Consider the following 23,831-nt stretch of genomic DNA (forward strand, 5'->3'; position numbering starts at 1 on the left):
CGTCTGAGCGTAAATACTCACGTGTGTCCTTTATCACTCCAAATGTCGGATGAGCCAAAAATGAATTTGTAGGCGCAAACTGGCCGAAGGTAGCGCAAATAGTTGTACCTTTGCAAAACGAAACGCCTAAATAGAAAACAATACATATAACAACCTAATAAATAACGACTCATGAGAAGACTTTTTCTTTTGTCGGCTGCAACCCTGCTGTCGGCTGCCATGTCGGCACAGACCGTGGCACGTATGGGCAACCTGAAGCCTGAACAGAAGTCGATGGCCATCAGCCTGAAACTCACTGGCGAGCTCTCGACAGATCGCAACGGCGACTATCGACAAATGCGCGACCTGTGTTTCCAAGTGCGCACCATCGACCTCGGCGAGGCGCAAAGCACGGAAATACCCAAGAACGCGTTCCACTCGCGCCATCAGATCGAGAACATCACCCTGCCAAAGGTTCTGAAAACCATTGGGACGCAGGCCTTCTTCGCTTGCGATAAGTTGCAGGCCATTACCATCCCGGCCACGGTGGAGAACATCGGCGCCGCCGCTTTCTCGGGATGTAAGAGCATCAGCCAACTCACCATCGAGGGCACGCCCACCATCGGCGAGTATGCCTTTGCACGACTGGCGGGACTGAAAACGGTGACGGTGCTGTCGAAGGTGCCGCCCAAGGCTGCCATAACGGCGTTCGACGGTGTGGAGCCGGGAAGCGTGAAGCTCATCGTACCGAAGGGTAGCGAGAAGGCGTATAGGAAGGCTGCCGGATGGAGCCGCTTCTACACAGCGCAGAAATGGGCTTGGGAGGTGAGCGACCCCACACAGTGCCTGGTGCCCATGCCGCAGGAGATGAGCCTGATGAAGAGGGCTAAGGCGCTCAACGTGAAGACGGCGTGGAACGTGTATGCGAAGCAGGGCGATGGCGAGAAGCTGGCCAACGAGGTGGAGCAGGCGCGCAACATGCTCAGCGAACGCATCGGAAACATTGTGAACAGTCGTCAGCGCGGCATTGAGATGGTGCTCTCTCTCGACCCCACACTCGACGACGACGAGGCATACACGATCGATGTGGATGCCAACGGGGTGAGCATCAAGGGTAAGACGGCGCGTGGCGTGTTCTGGGGTCTGATGACGCTCGACCAGATATTGCTGGGATCGGGTACGAAGCCTTGTGTGGACGCCATTCCGCACCTCACCATCAAGGACGCGCCGCGTACGCATGTGCGTGAGCTGATGGTGGACCCCGCCCGCACATTCATCCCCCTGGAGGAGCTGAAGGCGTTTATCCCCGAGATGGCGCGCTACAAGCTCAACGCTCTGCACCTGCACCTGGTGGACGACCAGGCATGGCGCATCGAGATCAAGAAGTACCCGCAACTCACGGAGCAGGCGTCGTCGCGCTGGGGACAGGACGACATCCAAATGCCTTACAAGGGCTATTACACGCAGGAGCAGATGCGCGACCTCGTGAAGTATGCCGCACGATATCACGTGGAGATTGTTCCCGAAATTGAGATGCCGGGACATGAGGTGGCCGCCATCAGCGTGTTCCCTGAGCTGACGTGCCACCAGCGACAGGTGCCCATCCGCACCACATGCGGCGTGTCGAACGAGTTGCTCTGCCCAGGCAACGAGTTTACCTATGAGTTCCTCGGAAACGTGTTTAAGGAGATTGCCGACATCTTCCCGTCGAAATACATCCACCTCGGTGGCGACGAGGCTGGCAACCCGGCGCTCAACTGCTGGACCGACTGCCCGAAGTGTCAGGCATTGAAGAAGAAACTGGGCATCACCACAACCGACCGGTCAGACAACTGGCAGTTGCAGGGATACCTCTTCGACCGTGTCATCGAACTGCTGCGCGACACGTATCACAAGACGCCCATGTTCTGGTATGAGACCGATTTCAAGAAGATTCAGCCGGGATGCGTCACCTTCGCATGGCGACACGGACTGACCAACAAGGCACTTGAGGCTGCGGTGGAGAACAACGCGCGCATCATGCTCTGCCCCGGAGAGCACTGCTACTTCGACTATCCCATGGCCAACGGCGACATGCCGGAGGTGAACTGGGGTATGCCCACCACTACGCTCAAGGCTACCTACAGCCTCGACCCTGCCTGGGGACACGACAAGAAGTTTGAGCAGAACAACCTGTTTGGTGTGGCAGGAACGCTGTGGAGCGAGTGCATCACTTCGCCTGAGCGCATCTACTACCAAGCCTACCCACGCGCCATCGCATTGGCTGAGGCAGGATGGAGCCAGCAGGAGAACCGTTCATGGGAGTCGTTCATCAAGCGTCTGGGGGCGCTGGCCAACGACATGATGCGCCGTGGCATAACGTTCTCTATGGAATACTAATCGATCGATAGGATTTTGCCTCATGGATTCCATGTGGCGTAAGGATGAATCCCTAATCGGTCGTTAGATAAGCTCCTCATCGTCTTCCTATTTCGGCCTAATGACAGATTGGGGGTTAACAGCCGATTGGGGGTAACAGAAAGCCCTTTGTTGCAAGGTCATGGATGCAACAAAGGGCTTTTTCATTTCTATACTGTAAGGAGCAGGTGGAACGGAATGGACCTATAAAACGGATAAGCGCAGGCCCAAGGAGCCGGGGCACCAAGGACAGGGAACGGCGTTAGGGCGCAACCAACTTTTCGGTAAGGATCAACCGATGGTCCTTGCCTATGGTGGTAGCAAACACATAAAGGCTGCCACCATCCTTGAGCTTCAGCCTTCGGCGAAGGGCATCGGCCGTAAGGGGAAAATGGCGGACGGCGATGTTGGCCTGGCTCACGCCTTGGAACGCCTGGCGCAAATCGCGCTTGTTCATCGAGGTGATGCGAAGGATGCGAAACTGGCGACCGGGGAAATGGGGTACGGCGCCATTCGAAAGATACAGGTGGGCGTCGGAACTGATCTGGGAAACGCCAAACGCCACCGCTATCTCACGGAAACATCCCGCTTTCATGATGCTGCTATTGGGTACAAGCAGGACGCTCGGAGTGGCATCGGGCGAATGTGTAGGGAGTGAAACGTTGTGGAACTCCTCATCTGGCATGACTCTTGAGGCGTCAGCAGGGCGGCCTGAAACGATTCCTGGAGCGCATGAAGCATCATCGGAGGAACGCAGAGCATCGTCAGAAGCCCGTAAAGCGCCTTCCAAGGGGCGTGAAGCGCCGGAAACACAATAAGTGAACGTCTGCCCGTCATTGACACAAAACACGCGCAGAGGGCGTTTTTCGCGCGTCAAAACGAGAAGAAGTTCCTTGCACTCGTTGGAAACCGACACGACGTGCACCTCTGAGACGTTTTTAAGCTTGCGTACGGCCTCGTGCCAGTCGAGCATGGGTGAGAGCTTAATCACCACAATATCGGCCCGCAGAAGCAAAGTATCGCACAATCCAACGACATCGGGGGTGCAGTCCTCCATGCCAAAGACCTTGCGGCCATAGGTGTCGCGGCGGGCTGGATCGAGATAAATAAGGGTCAGGGGGTGGGAGCAGCCTGTCGTACGTTCGGGTACCAACGGCATCGTTTGCAGGTACGCTACTCCATCGCCAACATGAATTTCCACATGGTCGAGTCCCAGTTGTTGAAAGTTATGTTGGGCAATCGGGCACAACGTTTCGTTGCGTTCCACATAGACCGCATGGGCAAAGGCGCGCGCCATCCATGAGAAATCGACACCGAAACCGCCCGTGAGGTCGACCAAAAGGCCATGTTCAGCCGCATCAGCGCCAACCAGGCGGGAGGCCAACGAAGCCTTATAGATGGCGGTTGGCTCGCTTGAACACTGCTCCATATTAAGGTGGGGCGGGTATTCCAAACCATCGCATGCAGCCCAAGAGGGCAACTTGCGGCGTGCTGTCTGCCATCCGCTGATCTGGGCCAATGCCCAAGGCATATCCACATCTGGGTTCTTGTCGCCTAAGAATGCAAGGCGATTGACGTCGTCTTCTCTATGCAATTGGACAAATTGGAGGGTTGCTTCGTTCTTCATGCTACTTGAATGTTTGGTCCGGCGCGCAATGACATAGGTTCGGATCACAATTATAAATGCTTGGTCCGGCGCGCAATGACTTAGGCTCGGATCACAATTATAAATGCTTGGTCCGGCGCGCAATGACATAGGCTCGGATCACGATTTGTTTGCAAAGGTAGGAAAAACAATTCAGATGGAAAACAAAAAGCAAATAGGCTTGCGTTGCTTAGGGGCTTTTCCCACATAATGATGCTTCGTCAACCCGTGCAGCCAACACCTCGACGACAACGAGGTGAGTTTTACCTGCATAATAATGCTTCGTCAGCTGGTTTGGCGACAAGGCGGCCAAACTGGTTGCAGAGTTTTACTCGCATAATGATGCTTCGTCAACGGGTGTCAATCACTTCTTCGAAACAATATTAGGCACTATAAGCATCATACACGTTGCAAATTCATTCAACATGACCTGAACATTATGGGCAAATGCCATCTGGGTAGGCAACCCCATCCACATGCCACGCATAGCGCACCTGGGGCGCGATAGCTAAATCAAATAAACGTCCGCAATGCGCATGAGAAGAAAGCTATAACAAAAACGCCCACAGGCGAAAAGGAATTCACCTGTGAGCGTATCGTGTGTGATGGAAAGATCGGATTAGTCGGCGAGCTTAGCCTTGATGTACTCGCGGTTCAGGCGAGCGATGTTGGCGATAGACTCGTTCTTCGGGCACTCAGCCTCACAAGCGCGAGTGTTGGTGCAGTTACCGAAGCCCAGCTCCTCCATCTTGGCAATCATGTTCTTGGCGCGACGTGCAGCCTCGGGACGACCCTGGGGCAGCAGAGCAAACTGGCTAACCTTGCTTGAAACGAACAGCATAGCTGAACCGTTCTTACAAGCGGCTACGCAAGCACCGCAACCGATACATGTAGCGCAGTCCATTGCCTCATCGGCATGGTCCTTGGAAATCAGGATGGCGTTGGCGTCCTGAGCCTGACCCGTGCGAACAGAGGTGTAACCACCAGCAGCGATGATCTTATCGAAAGCTGAACGGTCGACCATGCAGTCCTTGATGACAGGGAAGGCAGCCGAACGCCAAGGCTCAACGGTGATAACGTCGCCGTCGTGGAAACGACGCATGTAGAGCTGGCAAGTAGTGGCTCCCTGAGCGGGACCGTGGGGGTTACCGTTGATGTAGAGCGAGCACATGCCGCAGATACCCTCGCGACAGTCGTGGTCGAAGACGAACGGCTCCTTGTCCTGCTCGATGAGCTGCTCGTTGAGAATGTCGAGCATCTCCAGGAATGAAGTATCACCGGGGATGTCCTTCATCTCAAAGGTGTCGAAATGGCCTTCGGCAGTAGGGCCGTTCTGGCGCCACACCTTAAGTGTGAATGATATATTCTGATCCATTTGAATTGTTCTGAAGTTAAATAATGTTTCTGCTTTTCCTCGCGTCTCCTTATATAAGAAGACAAGGTGTGACTACGACTTATAGTTACGGGTCTGAACCTTAATATACTCGTAGTTGAGCGGCTCCTTGTGCAAGACAGGGGCTGTATCGTCGTCCTTCTGGTACTCCCAGCAAGCAACATACATGAACTCCTCGTCATTACGCTTAGCCTCGCCTTCCTCGGTCTGGCTCTCCTCACGGAAATGACCACCGCAGCTCTCGTTACGCTCAAGGGCATCGTAAGCGATCAGCTCACCCATGAGGATGAAGTCGCGCAAGTGGATAGCCTTGTCGAGCTCAACGTTCAAGCCCTCCTTAGAGCCAGGAATGCGAACGCAGGTGTCGAACTGCTCACGAACCTCCTTCAGCTTCTTAAGAGCAGACTTCAAGCCTTCGGCGTTACGAGCCATACCCACCTGGTTCCACAGAATCTTATAAAGCTCCTTGTGGATGGTGTCGACGCTCACGAGCTTGCTCTTGTCGGCCTGCTTGTGCTGGATGTCGTAGATGCGATCCATCTCGGCCTGTACCTTCTTCTCAGCCTCCTCAAACTCGGGCAGGTTGGTGGTGAAGCGAGGAACAGTGATCTGGTCGGCCAGGTAGTTCTGCATGGTGTAAGGAATCACGAAGTAACCATCGCTCAGACCCTGCATCAAGGCAGAGGCTCCCAGACGGTTGGCACCGTGGTCGGAGAAGTTGCACTCACCAAGGGCGAACAGACCCTTGACGCTGGTCTGCAACTCATAGTCGACCCAAAGACCACCCATCGTGTAGTGGATAGCAGGGAAGATCATCATCGGGTTATCGTGAGGATCAACGTCGGTAATCTCCTGATACATGTCGAAGAGGTTGCCATAACGCTCGTCAACACGCTTGCGGCCAAGGCGCTGGAAAGCGTCTGAGAAGTCGAGGAACACAGCCAGACCGGTGTTGTTCACGCCGAAGCCATGGTCGGTACGCTCCTTAGCGGCACGTGAGGCCACGTCACGGGGAACAAGGTTACCGAAGGCGGGATAGCGGCGCTCCAAGTAGTAGTCGCGATCCTCCTCGGGAATGTCGCGGCCCTTGATCTCACCACGCTGCAGGCGCTTAGCGTCCTCAAGCTTCTTGGGAACCCAGATACGACCGTCGTTACGCAGAGACTCAGACATAAGGGTCAACTTAGACTGCTTGTCGCCATGGACGGGGATACAGGTGGGGTGAATCTGAACGAAGCAAGGGTTAGCAAAGTAAGCACCCTTACGGTATGCCTGGATAGCAGCTGTGCAGTTGCAACCCATAGCGTTGGTAGAAAGGAAGTAAGCATTGCCATAACCACCGGTAGCCAAGCAAACGGCGTGAGCTGCATAGCGCTCGAGCTTACCGCTGACAAGGTCCTTGGCGATGACGCCACGGCAACGACCATCGATGATCACAACATCCTCAACCTCTGTACGAGTGTGGAGCTCCACGGTGCCATTGTTCACCTCTTTCATCAATGAACTGTAGGCGCCGAGCAGTAACTGCTGACCGGTCTGGCCCTTGGCGTAGAACGTACGGCTCACCTGCACACCACCGAACGAACGGTTGGCAAGCATGCCACCATACTCACGGGCGAAAGGAACACCCTGAGCGACACACTGGTCGATGATGGAGGCGCTCACCTCTGCCAAACGATACACGTTGGCCTCGCGGGCACGGTAGTCACCACCCTTGATCGTGTCGTAGAACAGACGGTACACAGCGTCGCCATCGTTCTGGTAGTTCTTGGCGGCGTTGATACCACCCTGAGCGGCGATAGAGTGTGCACGACGGGGACTGTCCTGGATGCAGAAGTTGATAACATGGAAACCCATCTCGCCGAGAGAGGCGGCGGCGCTGGCACCTGCCAGACCGGTACCTACGACGATGATGTCGAGCTTACGTTTGTTAGCCGGGTTAACCAGCTTTTGGTGGGCTTTATAGTTGGTCCATTTCTCGGCCAAGGGGCCCGCTGGAATCTTAGAATCTATTTGTGACATAATGATTTGAATTTATTATTAACACATACTTGGAGCGAAGCCAAGCCAGAAGCTCAGCACGAGAATGGCAAACACGCCCAGGAGAACGGTGACGTAAACAACGCCAATGGCCTGCCAACGCTTCAACCAAATCTTACCGCTCCAGCCCAGGGTCTGCATAGATGACCAGAAACCGTGAGTCAGGTGGAACCACAGAGCAACAATCCAAACGAGGTAAAGCACGGAGTAGACCGGGCAAGAGAACACCTCCTTGATCCAGCCAAAGCCATCAGCGGCGCCAATGGCGTTCTGCGCACCCGTGAACTCAGCGAGCATCATGTGTGCCCAGAAGTTGTAAAGGTGAAGAAGAAGACCGATGGCGATGATGATGCCGAGCACCAACATGTTCTGAGAGGCCCAAGACACCTCAGGACGACGGTTAGAAACTGCGTAGCGCTGATCACCACGAGCACGGCGGTTCTGAGCCGTGAGGATGAAAGCATACACGATGTGGCAGCAGGCAAGGAATGCCAAGCCAAGCGTGCCGACAACTGCATACCAGTTTGCACCCAAGAACTCGCAGACGGCGTTGTATGCGTCTCCAGAGAAGAACGCAGCAACATTCATCGCACAGTGGAAGGTAAGGAAGAGAACGAGGCAGATGCCAGTGAGCGACATCACCACTTTCCTACCAATTGGAGAATTGATTAACCACATAAATGATTGATTTTTAATTATTTGAATGTTAGATTTAATTCCAATCTGATTAGATTTTATAGGACCATTCCTAAGGGCTGGGGGGGTCCTCCGAGGCACGCCATACCTTATATTAGGTATTCGAGAGTCTCTTAATGAGTGCAAAAATACTATATTTTAATGATTAATCAAAGTAAAACGAATAAAAAATCGAATTTATTTCTTACTTTTGCCGAAAAGACTAAAACATGGATTTTAAATACGATGTGATAGTGATTGGTGGAGGCCACGCGGGCTGCGAAGCGGCGTGCGCGTCGGCAAACATCGGAGCCAGGACGCTGCTCGTCACCATGGACATGAACAAGATTGCGCAAATGAGTTGCAACCCTGCCGTGGGAGGCATTGCCAAAGGTCAAATCGTGAGGGAGATCGACGCCCTTGGCGGACAGATGGCCCTCGTCACCGACGCCACCGCTATCCAATTCAGGATGCTCAACAAAGGCAAAGGACCGGCCGTGTGGTCGCCCCGCGCCCAGTGTGACAGAGAAAAGTTTATATGGGAATGGCGACGCGTCATCGACCGCACACCGAACCTCGACATCTGGCAAGACCAAGCCGAGGAGCTAATAGTGGAGAACGGACAGGCCGTCGGTGTGAAGACGATATGGGGCGTGGAGATACGCGCCAAGGCTGTCGTCATCACCGCAGGCACATTCCTCAATGGACTGATGCACATCGGGAACCACAAGGTTCCGGGTGGCAGGTGCGCAGAACCTGCAACCTACCACCTTACGGAAAGCATCACCCGATGGGGCATTAGGTCCGAACGGATGAAAACCGGAACGCCCGTGCGCCTCGACAAGCGCTCCATCCACTTTGAGGACACGGAAGTGCAGCCCGGCGACGAGGGCAACCAGCAGTTCTCATACATGGCTCCCCACCGACGGCTCAAGCAACTTCCGTGCTGGACATGCTACACCAACAGCCGCGTGCACGACATCCTCAAGGCCGACATTGCCAACTCCCCACTCTACAACGGACAGATACAATCGACAGGCCCACGCTATTGTCCGTCGATCGAAACCAAACTTGTCACCTTCCCCGACCGCGACCAACACCCGCTGTTCATCGAGCCCGAAGGTGAGGACACGAACGAGATTTACCTCAACGGCTTTTCTTCGTCTATGCCCATGGAGACGCAACTGCGCGCCCTCCATGAGATACCAGCGCTTAGGGAAGCAAAAATCTATCGACCGGGCTACGCCATCGAATACGACTACTTTGACCCCACGCAACTCAACCACTCGCTGGAATCGAAGGTGATCGAAGGCTTATACTTCGCCGGGCAAGTCAACGGAACCACAGGTTACGAAGAGGCCGGAGGCCAAGGACTGGTGGCAGGCGTCAACGCCGCGTTGAAATGTGCGGGCAGCGAACCGCTCGTCATGGGACGCGACGAGAGCTACATCGGCGTGCTCATCGACGACCTGACGACCAAGGGCGTTGACGAGCCCTATCGCATGTTCACCTCTCGCGCCGAGTATCGCATCCTTCTCCGACAGGACGACGCCGACGCGCGACTGACCGAGAAGGCATACCAACTCGGCCTGGCCAAGCGAGAGCGACTGGACTGGTGGTTGGAGAAGAAAGAGAACATCAGGAAGATCATCGAGTTCTGCGACCAAACCTCCGTGAAGCCCAAAGACATCAATAGCGCTTTGGAGGCCATCGGCACCACCCCACTCCGCATGGGATGCAAAATATCCGACCTTATTGGACGACCGCAGGTAAGCATCAAGCAACTGGCAGAAATCATCCCAGAACTAAAGGAAGCCCTTGATACGCCACAGAACCGAAAGGAAGAAATTGCCGAAGCAGCCGAGATACGCATCAAGTACAAAGGTTACATCGAACGAGAGAAAATCGTTGCCGACAAGATGCACCGCCTGGAAGACATCCGCATCAAAGGAAGGTTCAAATACAGCGAGCTCCATGAGATTTCCACGGAAGGCCGGCAGAAACTGGAGCACATCGATCCCGACACATTGGGGCAGGCAAGTCGCATTCCCGGCGTTTCCCCAAGCGACATCAACGTGATGCTTGTGCTACTTGGGCGCTAAATGTTTCACGTGAAACACGAATACGGATAAACCACTAAGAATTAAACAATTAGACATAAAGTAAAACGTTAAACATGAACAATCAATTCCTATTAAACAACTTGCGTTGCATCCCTGATTGGCCGATTAAAGGCGTTAATTTCCGCGATGTGACGACACTGTTTAAGAGTGCAGAGTGCATTAGAATCATTACGGATGAGCTCTACGATCTTTATAAGGACAAAGGCATCACGAAGATCGTGGGCATTGAGAGCCGCGGTTTTGTGATGAGTTCGGCCGCAGCCATTCGTTTGGGCGCAGGAATCGTGCTTTGCCGCAAACCAGGCAAGTTGCCTTGCGAGACCATCCAGATGAGTTACGCCAAGGAGTACGGCATCGACACCATCGAGATTCACAAGGATTCGATCACCGAAGACGACGTGATTCTTCTCCACGACGACCTTTTAGCCACGGGCGGCACGATGAAAGCGGCATGCGATTTGGTTCGCAAGTTCCATCCCAAAAAGGTTTATTGCAACTTCATCATTGAACTTCAGTCGGAGTTTCCGAATGCTCGCGACATCTTCGACGATGACATCGAAGTAACAAGCCTCCTTAAGTTCTAAGGTCTTCCCAGAGATTTCGCAAGACACATCCGGTCGAGCCCGAATAACTGGAACCATCTTTTTGATTCAGGAAAAACACATCCCACATCACAACTGGGCAACGCCCACCATATTCCCCAGGCACATTCCCATAACAAGGAACATGCCTGGGGATTTTGTTTGCGCACAAACGATTGGTTGGACCCATTGGAGAAAATCATAGACAAAGAGCTACAAAGGTCAGAATCGCACCATCGGCGCCATTCCTATAAAGGAAAGGAGCCAATCCATACCCATCACAAGGAATGGCCATGCTCACAGGTGCAACATAACAAAACAAGCCGAGCGGAAATGCGACACACCGTTAAAAGAACGTTTTCCACAAGAGAAACGCCAAGAACACATCTGATACATTCGGAGAATCAGAACCTTTTGGATGCGCTTAGCGGAACTATCGGCATCATTTAGGCCATCTTTCCAATCTTACCAAGTAACGCCTTTTATCACCAACCAATATCTTTCGTTTTTATAAGGGCGCACACAACTGCAACGCTTACATGCGGACACCATAGCGATGCGCTCGCCTCAGAGGTTCCAAAAGGCTCAGACAACAAAAAGAGAAATAACGACGAAACGTTTATCTCTTACGAAAACGCTCTTGACGCCCATAAAATTGGGGCAACGTACAGGAAGAGCACTCTATAACCAACGACAAAGAAGCATATGGAACATTTCGCCTAAGAAAGACAGGTAAGAGTTTCATGAAAGAGAAGGGTAAAATGTTGGCGCATGAATAAGACGCAATGGCAAACCAACAACGCTTTTACTTGAAAAGAAGAAAAGGAACGAACGCTTCAAAAATAAAAGCTTTGAATTATTGTCAAGCCCCCATATTTTTCTTAAATTTGCAATGCGATTTCCTCAGGAAAAAGGAAAGAACAGGCAAGCGAAAACAAACATTGGGAAAACGGCGAGTGGCGCAATCCAAAAGGCGAAAGTACCACACACGACGTGGCCACACGTCATCCTAAGTAACAAACTATCCATATTGAGGATTTACGATGCTCCTACAAAAAAGTTGCGATAAGCCAAAGAAGGATTAAAACAGCTCCTATGAAAGGGCTGTTAAATACCGGAGAAGGATTTACGATTTGGCTGTGAAGGTTAAGCGCAGCACCCGAGAAGCATCGTAGCCTCGCCCGAGAATCGCCAAGGTTGAACTGACGAAAGGTCTACGGAATTCTATCCAAAGGTTAGGGGAAGCCAGGGCTGAAGCACACCTAATACGGATAGAGCACACCACAAAGGCTGTCCGAAAGCCTACGTATCACAAACATAGGGCACACCTCTCGCAAGAGCTGGTCTAAAAGATGGCGACACCAAAGAGCACCTCTCGCAAGCGCTGGTCTAAGAGAAGGCAAAACAAGCGGTCTCAGAAGGCAAGCGAAGGGTTCCAAGGACATTCCGTTGACACATGAAAAAGTATTGGCGGTCACTCCAAAGAACACAAGCGGCGGCACAGGAAGCACTAACAAGTGTAACGCATCATTTGAACAGGGGTAGAAAGCCTACCTCATCGCCCAGGCAAGCGCCCTGGCCTTTGTGTCTGTAAGTCCTACCCGCACCACAGTAAAGCACACGCCAAAAGGTTTAACTGCAACCTTATGAGGCAGTTAACAAGTGGGATAAAGAAGGTAACTGTCGATATGTTTCACGTGAAACAAGATTACCCGAAACACCAATAGATAAAGGGCAAACGAAGATGACAAAAGAAGAAAACGAAGCTCGATTGGCATACCTCAAGAACATCGTGTTGAACATGCCACAGAAACCGGGCAGCTACCAGTATTACGACAAGCGCAGGGAGCCGGGAGAGAACCCGGACCCCGCACATATCATATACGTAGGAAAAGCCAAGCACCTCAAAAACCGTGTGTCGAGCTACTTCCACAAGGAGGTGGACCGATACAAGACGAAGGTGCTTGTGTCGAAGATCCAAGACATCACCTACACGGTTGTTAACACCGAAGAGGATGCCTTGCTGCTCGAGAACGCCCTTATCAAACGTTACAATCCACGTTACAATGTGTTGCTAAAGGATGGCAAGACCTACCCAAGCATCTGTGTCACAAACGAGTTTTTCCCCCGCATTTTCAAGACGCGTACCATCAACAAAAAGACTGGCACATACTACGGTCCCTACCCCCATATCACGGCCATGTACAACGTGCTCGACCTCATCAACAAGGTGTTCAAACCTCGTCGTTGCCACCAGCCCATCACACGCGAGGGAGTGGCCCTTGGGCGCTACAAGACCTGTCTCGAATACCACCTCCACAACTGCGAAGGATGCTGCATAGGCAAGCAATCGTGGGACGAATATCAGGAGAACATACGCGAAGCCAAGGAGGTTCTCAAGGGCAACACACGCGAACTGTCGCAACATCTCTATGAGGAGATGATGGCGGCCGCCAAAGACCTGAGGTTTGAGGAAGCCAATGCCCTGAAAATACGCTATCAACTGTTGCAGGAATTCGTGGCGAAGAGTGAGGTGGTAAGCCACACCATCAACGACGTTGACGTGTTTACCATCATCGACGACGACCATCGTAACAATGCGTATATCAACTACATACACGTCAAGAACGGCACCATCAACCAGAGTTTCACTTACGAATATCGACGAAAGCTCGACGAGAGCGACGAGGACCTGCTGATGCTCGCCATCCCCGAGATTCGTGAGCGTTTCGCATCGAAAGCCAAAGAGGTCATCGTTCCCTTCGAGATGGAGTGGCAACTGCCTGATGCTGCGTTCTTTGTGCCACAACGGGGCGACAAAAAGCACCTCCTGGAACTCTCTGAGATGAATGGCAAACAGTATAAGTTCGACCGCCTGAAACAGGCCGAAAAGCTCAACCCCGAACAGAAGCAAACACGTCTGATGAAGGAGTTGCAGACCAAATTGGGCTTGGATAAATTGCCCTATCAGATAGAGTGCTTCGACAACTCCAACATCTCAGGCACAGACGCCGTGGCAGGATGCATCGTCTACAAGGGCATGAAACCCTCACGCAAGGACTACCGCAAATACAACATCAAGACCGTAGTGGGGCCCGACGACTACGCCTCCATGCAGGAGGTGGTACGCCGCCGTTACACACGCATGCAAGCCGAGGGCACACCCCTGCCCGACCTCATCATTACCGATGGCGGACGAGGGCAAATGGAGGTGGTGCGCGAAGTGGTTGAAGACGAGCTCCACCTTCACATTCCGATAGCCGGACTGGCCAAAGACGACCGCCACCGCACCAACGAACTGCTCTTCGGTTTCCCTCCCGCGGTGGTGGGATTAAAGGCCGACAGCGAACTGTTCCGTGTCCTCACGCAAATCCAGGATGAGGTACACCGCTACGCCATCACCTTCCACCGCGACAAACGGTCCAAGCACGCGCTCCATTCAGAGCTTGATGACATCACCGGCATAGGTCCCAAAACGCGCGACGCATTGCTCAAGGCGTTCAAGAGCGTAAAACGCATCAAGGGGGCAACTCTCGACCAACTTGCTACCGCCATTGGGCCCTCGAAGGCCAACACCGTGTATCGTCACTTCCAGCAACCCACAAACGCCCCTCAAAGGAAGGAGTAACCCTGAAGCAAAACCCCTACGTCGAGGAGCCATAACACAATAAATAAAACATAATAACCTACAAAATATAACATCCACATGAGAGTAGTCATCCAACGAGTGAGCCAGGCATCGGTATCGATCGACGGCAAAGTGAAGTCAAGCATCAACCAAGGTTTCATGATTCTTCTTGGCGTAGGCAACAACGACGGTCCTGAAGACATCCAGTGGCTCGTCCGCAAGATTGTGGCGCTACGCATCTTCGACGATGCCGACGGCGTTATGAACCTCAGTATCAAGGACATAGACGGCGAGATATTGGTCGTATCACAGTTCACCCTCATGGCCAGCTGCAAGAAAGGCAACCGCCCCAGCTGGTTGAACGCTGCGCCCCACTCCATCTCAATCCCACTCTATGAACAATTCTGCAAAGAACTGTCCGCCGCACTCGGCAAGCCTGTAGGCACTGGCGAATTTGGCGCAATGATGGATGTCAGCCTTGTCAACAACGGTCCAACCACCATCTGCCTCGACACCAAAAACAAGGAATAAGACAAAGGTATTCGAATATTCCGACGTGAAGAACCATACAATATCTTCACGTCGGAAACACAGAAACACAATAAGCAGTCTAACCACGCATCACAAGCCATGTGTTAAGCAGGTAACCTACGTCAACTATTTTTGCCAAAAAGTTGGTGCACGATTTCGGGCCAACCAGAACAAGAAAGAAGATAAAATGTCAATAAGCCTTACCTCTAACGAGCTGCTCCGTTGCGGAACATGCCTTCTCGAGATGCCGTTTGGCATGTTTCGAAAGACGGAAAGCCATGTATCGAAGAGCGATCGGCCATGTTTCGCAACACGAAACATGCCTAACGGCAATGCCAAACGAAAAAAAACAAGGTCACAAGAATGACAAAATAAGGTAACTAACTGGCTATTAGCTTATTACAGAAACACGACGAGAATCACGTATTTGGCAAAGATATTTCCGTCGTGGAAAAGAAATGTGTAGTTCTTGGTATAGATTGTTGGCATATTTCAACAAGCTCCTGAAAAACGCTTCAAATGTATAGCAAGAGTTATAGCCTTCCAAAAGCCCCAAAGGGCGAAATAAACGCGCGTAGGGCCGCCAACGCTCCTTAACATACAAGCGCAAGCCAACGCACAAAAAGGGCGCACAGAGCGAAAATGCCGGGGCGGACACGATAAAATGACGAATACGCCTAAACTCGATTCATTTCAAGAGGAATATTATCCAACTATAACACTCATCTACTACAAAAAAGCAGGAAGAGGAGTGGTTTTGTTGCAGGAAAATACGTAAATTTGCAAATATGACAATCGAAGAAGCACAACAAAGCGTTGACCGCTGGGTGAAAACCTACGGCGTGCGCTATTTCTCGGAACTCACCAACATGGCCGTCCTCACCGAGGAGGTAGGCGAATTGGCTCGCGTCATGGCTCGCAAGTATGGCGACCAAAGTTTCAAGGCGGGCGAACGCGACAACCTTAGCGAGGAGATGGCCGACATCCTGTGGGTGCTCTGCTGCCTGGCCAACCAAACGGGCGTGAACCTCACGGAGGCGTTCCGCCAGAGCATCGAGAAGAAAACAAGGCGCGACGCTGAGCGCCACCGCAACAACCCCAAGTTGCAGAAAGGATGAAGCATCTGCAACTATCTATGTATCAACCATATAAAAAGACATCATACCAACTATGGGAATCATCAAGGAAAACGTGTCGAAAGACATAAAGGCTCAGAAAGCAGCCCAAATCGAGAACATGAGCAAGATCGACCAAGCCTTTGCGAAATACAACCTCGAGGTCGACGAGGCAGCCGTTGAGAAGGCCGTTAAGCGCATCATCGACGAGAAGGTGCCAGCCAACAACACTCCTGAGGTAAAGAAGTTCCTCTACGGCAGCGTGGAACTCACCTCGCTCCACACCACCGACACCGAAGAGAGCATTCTCGCCATGATCGAGAAGGTCAACAAGCAAGACTCGCTCTACCCCGGCATGCCCCACGTGGCCGCCGTGTGTGTGTATCCGGTCTTCGTGAACCTCGTTCGCAACTCGTTGGAAGTCGACGGCGTAGAGATCACAAGCGTCAGCGGTAGCTTCCCCTCATCGCAGAGCCGCATGGAGGTGAAAGTGGCTGAAACACAGTTAGCTGTGGCCGACGGAGCCACCAACATCGACATCGTGCTGCCCGTGGGTAAGTTCCTCTCTGAAGATTACGAAGGCGTGGCCGACGACATCAGCGAGTTGAAGGAGGCTTGCGGCGATGTGCCTATGAAGGTCATCCTCGAAACCTGCTGCCTCGGAAGTCTCAGCAATGTGAAGCGCGCATCCATTCTGAGCATGTACGCCGGTGCCGACTATATCAAAACTTCTACCGGCAAGGAGAAGGCTGGCGCCACACCCGAGGGTGTTTACGTCATGTGCCAGGCCATCAAGGAATACTATGAGCAGACAGGGGTCATGGTGGGCTTGAAGCCTGCCGGTGGCATCAACACACCTATGGATGCCATCGTCCTCTACACCATCGCACAGGAGGTGCTGGGCGACAAATGGCTCACCAACGAGATGTTCCGCCTCGGAACCAGCCGCTTGGCCCAGCAGCTCATCGACGAGCTCAACGCCTAATCATCACTTCCGAGGCTTCATTGCCATCGTGTCAAGCGATAGCTTCACCCACATACCGCAATAGCTTAGGCCCACGGGCTTAGGCTATTGCTTTTTCTGTCACCGCTAAGCATTTTCCAGCGCCTCACCAACAATCCTAACACCAACCTCTCGGCAACCAAAAAGCCCCTCTCACAAAGGAGAGAGGCTATTGTTAAAGGGTTATAACAGTCTGATTTGTAGGCGTATATAAGATTAGGTGTATTATTTCTCACGTTCAATCACGAAGTCGAGATAAGCACGCAAACTGCTCTTCAGGTCTTCGTCTTCCACCTCGCGCTCAATGAATGTAAGCGCCTCGGCGTGCATCTCCCACATGCGTCGCTCGGCATATTCTATGCCGCCATGCTCCTTGGTGAACGCCACCAGGCGGGCTATCTCTTCCTTGCTCACCGATCCGTTCTTCACTTTATAGGCAATGGCCAGCATCTCCTCGTTGTGCGTACTGTTCAACGCATAGATGGCGGGTAGCGTCAACTTACCCTCGGCCATGTCGTTGCCGGTGGGCTTGCCTATACGCGACTGGTCGTAATAGTCGAAGATGTCGTCACGAATTTGGAAGATCATACCAAGGTTTCGGCCAAACATCTTGGCGTTTTCTATCTCCTCCTCAGGGGCGCCACCACTCAAGGTGCCAATGGCGCAGCAAGCCTCGAAGAGCGCGGCGGTCTTCTGCCTAATAACCTGATAATAAGACTCTTCCGATATATCGCGCGCATGGATATTCGACAACTGTAAGATCTCGCCATTCGAGAGCGTACGACCCAGTTCGGCCAGGTATCTCACGATGGTTTCGTTGTGTGTATAGCTAATGTGGAGCAGCGCGGTGGAGAGGATATAGTCGCCCACAAGCACCGCTACCTTGTTGTCGTACAACTGGTTGACCGACTGCTGTCCGCGTCGCTCACCGCTCTCGTCAACCACATCATCGTGGACGAGCGATGCCGTGTGGAGCAGTTCCAAACCTACGGCGGCGTGCAATGTAACGTCCGACACGCGACCCACGCTCTTAGCCATGAGCAGGATAAGCATCGGGCGCATGCGCTTGCCCGCGCGCTGACGAATATGGTCGAGCGCCTGACTGAGCATGCCGTCGGTGTGAGACAGAGAACGATTGAAAAGCTCAACGAAATCGGTCAACTCCGACAAGATGGGGTGTTTTATGACTGATAGGTAATCCATGCCTCTAATGAAATTTGCTACAAAAGTAACTATTTTATCGGATAATATGGCTAAAATTTAGTAATTTTACCGTGAAAATAAATATTATTATGGAGAAACTGTTCCTCTTTGACGCATACGCCATCATCTTCCGTTCCTACTATGCCTTCATCAGCAGGCCCACCATCAACTCCAAGGGCATCAACACCTCGGCCATCCTGGGGTTCTGCAACACGCTGAAGGAGATTCTCGACAAGGAGAAGCCCACCTACCTGGGTGTGGCCTTCGACCACGGAAAGACGTTCCGGCACGAGGCTTTCCCACCCTACAAGGCTCAACGACAGGAGACGCCAGAAGACATCAAGCTGTCGGTGCCTTACATCAAGCAGGTGTTGGAGGCCATGAACATACCCGTTTTGCAAGCCGACGGCTTCGAGGCCGACGACGTGATTGGCACGCTCGCCACGGAGGCGGGCCGACAAGGCATCGACACCTATATGCTCACGCCCGACAAGGACTATGGTCAGCTCATCGGTCCCAACGTCAAGATGTACCGCCCCCGTCATGGTGGCGGCTACGATGTCATTGGAGAGAAAGAGGTGGCGGCCAAGTATGGCATTGCCAGCGCCAGCCAGGTGGTGGATCTCCTGGCGCTCATGGGCGACGCGTCCGACAACTATCCCGGTTGCCCGGGTGTCGGCGAGAAGACAGCTGTGAAACTCATCAACCAGTTTGGCAACACCGAAGAGCTCATCAGCCATACCGACCAACTCAAGGGTAAGATGCGCGAGAAGGTGGAAGGGGCCATCGACGATATCAAGATGGCAAAATACCTCGCCACCATCCGCACCGATGTGCCCATCGCCCTCAACCTCGAAGAAATGCGCGTCACACCACCTAACGAGCAAAAACTGCGCGCACTGTTCGATGAACTCGAGTTTAAGCGTATGACGGAGCGGTTTCTTAATAAACCTGAAATTAAGCAAAAAACTGCAAACATACAACTCGATTTATTTGCCGCAAATCCGACCAACGGGGCAGACGAGCAAAAAAAATCGCTCTATTCGAGCCTTAAAACAACCTCTCACAAGTATCAACTTATTGATAATAAGCAAGAAGCGGTCGAATTATATGACTTTTTAAGGACAAAAAAAAATCTCAGTCTAGACACGGAAACCACATCCACCAACGCCATTGAGGCCGAATTGGTGGGATTGAGCTTTGCCGTGACCGAAAACGAGGCCTACTACGTGGCCATCCCCGCCAATCGCCAAGAGGCGCTCGAATACGTCGACATCTTCAAGCCGCTCTATGAGGACCCGGAGATTTTGAAGATCGGACAGAACATCAAATACGACTACATGGTGCTGCGCAATTATGGGGTCGATCTACAAGGCCGCATGTTCGACACCATGCTCGCCCACTATGTCATTCAGCCCGAACTGCAACACAACATGGACTACATGGCCGAGACGCTGCTCAACTACCAGACGGTTCACATCGAGGAGCTCATCGGGCCGAAGGGTAAGAACCAAAAGAACATGCGCGACCTATCGCCCCAAGAGGTCTACGAGTATGCGGCGGAGGACGCCGACATAACGCTCCAACTGAAAAACGTGCTCGAGCCCCGTCTGAAAGAGGTGGAGGCCGAGCGTCTGTTCTGGGATATCGAGATGCCATTGGTGAAGGTCCTGGCCGACATGGAGCTCAACGGCGTGCGCCTCGACACCCAACAGCTGAAGCTCACGCAGCAAACCTTCACCGAGCGCATGAACGCCTACGAGCGCCATGCTTACGAGGAGGCGGGCGAAACGTTCAACATCGCATCGCCCAAGCAGGTGGGCGACATACTCTTCGGAAAGATGCAACTCCTGGAAAAGCCCAAGCGCACAAAGACCGGACAGTATGTCACCTCCGAGGAAGTGCTGCAACAGTTGCGCGGCAAGGCACCTATCGTCGACGACATACTCAACTATCGCGGCATGAAAAAATTGTTGGGAACCTACGTGGAGGCCCTGCCCAAGCTTATCAACAAGCGAACCGGACACATACACACGTCGTTCAACCAAGCCATCACCGCCACAGGACGACTGTCATCGTCGGATCCCAACCTGCAAAACATCCCTGTTCGCGACGACGATGGCAAGGAGATACGCAAGTGTTTCATACCCGATGAGGGATGCCGATGGTTCTCTGCCGACTACAGTCAGATCGAACTGCGCATCATGGCCCACCTTTCGGCCGACGAGAACATGACCGAGGCCTTCCGCGAGGGCTTCGACATACACCGCGCCACCGCCGCAAAGATATGGAAAGAGAGCATGGATCAGGTTAGCGACAGTCAGCGCAAGAAGGCCAAGCAGGCCAACTTCGGCATCATCTATGGCATAACCGCCTTCGGCCTGTCGCAACGCATGGACATCCCCACGGGAGAGGCGCGAAAGCTCATCGACGACTATTTCGAAACCTTCCCCAAGGTACACCAGTACATGGAGGACGCCAAGCGCATGGCCCGCGAGAAGGGTTACGCTGAGACCCTATACGGGCGACGCCGCTATCTGCCCGACATCAACTCGCACAACGGAACCGTTCGCGGCTTCGCCGAGCGCAACGCCATCAACGCCCCCATACAGGGCACAGAGGCCGACATCATCAAGCTGGCCATGATACGCATCTGGAAGCGTTTCAAGGACGAGGGCATCCGCTCCAAGATGACGCTACAAGTACACGACGAACTCAACTTCTCGGTCTACCCCAACGAGGCCGAAAAGGTGGAGCGCATCGTCTTGGAAGAGATGCAAGGCGCCGCCAAGCTCAACGTGCCGCTCACCGCCGACGCCGGCTGGGGCGACAACTGGCTGGAGGCCCACTAACACGCATGGCACCACAAAGTAGCTTACGACATATAACATCGCGGAGCAGACTACACAACACGCTACATTACGTTATATAAGAGAAAATGGTCTGACAAGCCACACGTTATCTCACACGATATAACACAAGGCAACCTGCTCTGCAACAAGGCATTTCACGAGATATAACAGGAGCTAACCCATCAATCTACAGAATAGCTCACACAATATAACATTATACATATTGTGGCACCATAAGTCATATTACGCGATATAATATCACCACGCAAGATGCATGATGTTATATCGCGTAATGGTTTATGGAACAGACAAACAAGGTGAAAATAAGCAAAATAACGCCCTGCGCAAGGAGAAAGGCCGGAAAAATTCGTAACTTTGCACCTTAGAATAAATATAAATGGCAAGCCGCAACAACAAAGCGGCAATCAATAAAGCAACAAATTATGGCATTAAAATGTGGTATTGTGGGATTGCCCAACGTGGGAAAGTCCACTCTCTTCAACTGCCTGTCGAGCGCCAAGGCGCAGGCGGCCAACTTCCCCTTCTGCACCATCGAACCCAACCTGGGCGTCATCACCGTGCCCGATGAGCGACTCACCGAACTGGCAGAGATCGTTCACCCGGGTCGCATCGTACCGGCCACCTGTGAGATTGTAGACATCGCCGGACTGGTGAAAGGCGCAAGCAAGGGCGAGGGACTGGGCAACAAGTTCCTCGGCAACATTCGCGAGTGCGACGCCATCATACACGTCATCCGCTGCTTCGACGACGACAACGTGGTGCGCGAGGGTGGCGCCCCAGTAGACCCCATCGCCGACAAGGAGATCATCGACACCGAACTGCAGCTCAAGGACCTCGAGACCATCGAGGGACAGATGGTCAAGCAAGAGAAGATGGCTGCCGCCGGTAACAAGGACGCCAAGGTCATGGTGAACGTGCTGCGCGCCTATAAGGAGGTGCTCGACAAGGGTATGAACGCCCGAGCCGTAACCTTCGACGACAAGGAGGAGCAGCAGGCCGCCCACGACTTGTTCCTCTTGACCACCAAGCCCGTGCTCTACGTGTGCAATGTGGATGAGACAAGCGCCAAGGAAGGCAACCAGTACAGCCGCCTCATTGAGGAGATCGCCACACAGGAGGGCGCCGAGGCCATGGTGATCGCCGCCAAGACCGAGGAGGACATCGCATCGCTCGACACCTACGAGGACAAGAAGCTCTTCCTCGACGAGCTCGGATTGGAAGAGAGCGGCGTAAACCGACTCATCAAGAAGGCCTACAACCTGCTCAACCTGCAGACGTTCATCACAGCCGGTGAGATGGAGGTGAAGGCATGGACCTTCCACAAGGGATGGAAAGCTCCACAGTGCGCCGGTGTCATCCACACCGATTTCGAGAAGGGTTTCATCCGCGCCGAGGTCATCAAGTACGACGATTACATGAAGTATAAGACCGAGGCTGCCGTGCGCGACGCCGGTCTCTTGCACATCGAGGGCAAGGAGTATGTGGTGCAAGATGGCGACATCATGCACTTCCGCTTCAACGTCTAAACCGCCAAAGGCATCATCTGGTAAAACAATAGCACCATGCTTTACATTTATTGGAACCCCAGCGAAATCATCTTCCACATCGGAAGTTTTGGCGTGAGGTGGTATGCCACATGCTGGCTCATCGGTCTGGCACTCGGATACCTGCTCATGCAGCGCATCTATCGCGAGGAGAAGATACCCGACCAGAAGTTCGACCCGCTCTTCTTCTATATCTTCATAGGCATACTGGCGGGCGCCCGACTGGGTCATTGCCTGTTCTACCAGCCCGACTATTTCCTCTCGTCGGTCGACCATTTCATAGAGATGCTCATCCCCATGCATCATGGATCCGACGGCGCTTGGCACTACACGGGCTACGCCGGACTGGCCTCGCACGGCGGAGTGCTGGGCATGTTCATCGCTATCTGGCTCTACTGCCGAAACACGAAGGTGCCTGGCTGGGTGGTGTTAGACAACTTTGGAGTGGTGTCGGGCATCGCGGCGGCATTCATCCGAATAGGAAACCTCATGAACTCGGAGATTATCGGTAACGTGACCAATGTGCCCTGGGCCTTTATCTTCGAGCGTGTAGACCCCTATCCTCGCCATCCCGGACAGTTGTATGAGGCCATAGCCTACTTCGTCATCTTCGCCATCATCCTCACGGTTTACCGCAAGCATCGCGAGAAGGTGGGCACAGGTCTCTTTTTCGGACTCTGTCTGGCGCTCATCTTCACGTTCCGCTTCTTCATCGAATACACCAAGGATATACAGGTCGACTTCGAGGCGGGCATGCTCTTCGACATGGGGCAGTTGCTCTCCATACCGTTCATCGCCATCGGATTGTTCTGCATCTTCTGCAAGAAGGGCATGGCCAAGCTGGGCGCCAAACCGCTGAGCGAGAGCCTCAAGGCACTGAAATAAACACCACGGGCCACGTAGGGCACACGCCAACCATTGGTCTTTCGCCCCACAAAGCCCCACCAACAACATAGGGAAAAGCCTCTCAGGGAACGCTTTCTTGCCCACCAAGGTCGAAAGACCGGCAAGAAAAACATCCTTGAGAGGCTTTTTCCGTATAACAACATGGAGGCGAGAGAGCGCAGAATGTCAGAACATTCGCAATAATCGCACCTGTCT

The 23,831-nt window shown here is 53.0% G+C and carries 15 protein-coding genes; 10 read left to right on the forward strand and 5 right to left on the reverse strand.

Going from position 1 to position 23,831, the window contains the following annotated elements; all coding sequences use genetic code 11:
- Positions 1-171: 171 nt before the first annotated feature.
- Positions 172-2,358 (forward strand): family 20 glycosylhydrolase, encoded by a 2,187-nt coding sequence (locus KM934_RS03665; RefSeq protein WP_215759268.1) that lies wholly within the window; start codon positions 172-174, stop codon positions 2,356-2,358.
- A 280-nt stretch (positions 2,359-2,638) separates the two neighbouring features.
- Here the strand turns inward: KM934_RS03665 and KM934_RS13125 are convergent, their stop codons facing one another.
- The 4 genes from KM934_RS13125 to KM934_RS03685 form a co-directional block, all read right to left on the reverse strand.
- Positions 2,639-4,003 carry a THUMP-like domain-containing protein gene (locus KM934_RS13125; RefSeq protein ID WP_252344880.1) on the reverse strand — a complete coding sequence of 455 codons (1,365 nt, stop codon included), beginning with the start codon at positions 4,001-4,003 and terminating at the stop codon, positions 2,639-2,641.
- Between the two features lie 637 nt (positions 4,004-4,640).
- A complete protein-coding gene (locus KM934_RS03675) occupies positions 4,641-5,396 on the reverse strand; it encodes a succinate dehydrogenase/fumarate reductase iron-sulfur subunit (RefSeq protein ID WP_215759269.1) in 756 nt (251 codons plus the stop codon).
- A gap of 72 nt (positions 5,397-5,468) precedes the next feature.
- On the reverse strand, positions 5,469-7,436 hold the full coding sequence (locus tag KM934_RS03680; protein WP_215759270.1) for a fumarate reductase/succinate dehydrogenase flavoprotein subunit: 1,968 nt from the start codon (positions 7,434-7,436) through the stop codon (positions 5,469-5,471).
- 18 nt (positions 7,437-7,454) lie between these two features.
- Positions 7,455-8,132: a succinate dehydrogenase cytochrome b subunit gene (locus tag KM934_RS03685; protein WP_215759271.1), complete on the reverse strand. Its 678-nt coding sequence runs from the start codon at positions 8,130-8,132 to the stop codon at positions 7,455-7,457.
- Between the two features lie 227 nt (positions 8,133-8,359).
- Between KM934_RS03685 and mnmG the strand changes: the two genes are divergently transcribed.
- The 6 genes from mnmG to deoC all read left to right on the forward strand — a co-directional run bounded on the left by mnmG (position 8,360) and on the right by deoC (position 17,092).
- Entirely contained in the window at positions 8,360-10,231 is a 1,872-nt protein-coding gene (gene mnmG / locus KM934_RS03690; RefSeq protein WP_215759272.1) for a tRNA uridine-5-carboxymethylaminomethyl(34) synthesis enzyme MnmG, read from the forward strand.
- 74 nt (positions 10,232-10,305) lie between these two features.
- Positions 10,306-10,836 carry an adenine phosphoribosyltransferase gene (locus KM934_RS03695; protein ID WP_215759273.1) on the forward strand — a complete coding sequence of 177 codons (531 nt, stop codon included), beginning with the start codon at positions 10,306-10,308 and terminating at the stop codon, positions 10,834-10,836.
- 1,741 nt (positions 10,837-12,577) lie between these two features.
- A complete protein-coding gene (uvrC, locus tag KM934_RS03700) occupies positions 12,578-14,461 on the forward strand; it encodes an excinuclease ABC subunit UvrC (RefSeq protein ID WP_215759274.1) in 1,884 nt (627 codons plus the stop codon).
- A 78-nt stretch (positions 14,462-14,539) separates the two neighbouring features.
- Positions 14,540-14,992, forward strand: a complete 453-nt coding sequence (gene dtd, locus KM934_RS03705) for a D-aminoacyl-tRNA deacylase (protein WP_215759275.1) — start codon at positions 14,540-14,542, stop codon at positions 14,990-14,992.
- Positions 14,993-15,780: 788 nt separating this feature from the next.
- Positions 15,781-16,110 carry a nucleotide pyrophosphohydrolase gene (locus KM934_RS03710; RefSeq protein WP_215759276.1) on the forward strand — a complete coding sequence of 110 codons (330 nt, stop codon included), beginning with the start codon at positions 15,781-15,783 and terminating at the stop codon, positions 16,108-16,110.
- Positions 16,111-16,162: 52 nt separating this feature from the next.
- Positions 16,163-17,092, forward strand: a complete 930-nt coding sequence (gene deoC, locus KM934_RS03715) for a deoxyribose-phosphate aldolase (RefSeq protein WP_215759277.1) — start codon at positions 16,163-16,165, stop codon at positions 17,090-17,092.
- Positions 17,093-17,335: 243 nt separating this feature from the next.
- On the opposite strand, the gene KM934_RS03720 is transcribed toward deoC, so the two are convergent.
- The gene (locus KM934_RS03720) at positions 17,336-18,313 is read right to left on the reverse strand and encodes a polyprenyl synthetase family protein (protein WP_215759278.1); all 978 of its coding nucleotides are present in this window, start codon (positions 18,311-18,313) and stop codon (positions 17,336-17,338) included.
- 89 nt (positions 18,314-18,402) lie between these two features.
- On the opposite strand from KM934_RS03720, the gene polA reads away from it, so the two are divergent.
- From polA to lgt, 3 genes are all read left to right on the forward strand, one after another.
- Complete coding sequence (gene polA / locus KM934_RS03725; protein ID WP_215759279.1) at positions 18,403-21,165, forward strand: DNA polymerase I; 2,763 nt, start codon at positions 18,403-18,405, stop codon at positions 21,163-21,165.
- A 443-nt stretch (positions 21,166-21,608) separates the two neighbouring features.
- The gene (gene ychF, locus KM934_RS03730; protein WP_215759280.1) at positions 21,609-22,712 is read left to right on the forward strand and encodes a redox-regulated ATPase YchF; all 1,104 of its coding nucleotides are present in this window, start codon (positions 21,609-21,611) and stop codon (positions 22,710-22,712) included.
- A 36-nt stretch (positions 22,713-22,748) separates the two neighbouring features.
- Positions 22,749-23,615 (forward strand): prolipoprotein diacylglyceryl transferase, encoded by an 867-nt coding sequence (gene lgt, locus KM934_RS03735; protein ID WP_215759281.1) that lies wholly within the window; start codon positions 22,749-22,751, stop codon positions 23,613-23,615.
- The last annotated feature ends 216 nt before the right edge of the window (positions 23,616-23,831 follow it).

Origin of the sequence: Hallella faecis (assembly GCF_018789675.1) — a bacterium.
In the GTDB taxonomy this organism is placed as follows: domain Bacteria; phylum Bacteroidota; class Bacteroidia; order Bacteroidales; family Bacteroidaceae; genus Prevotella; species Prevotella faecis.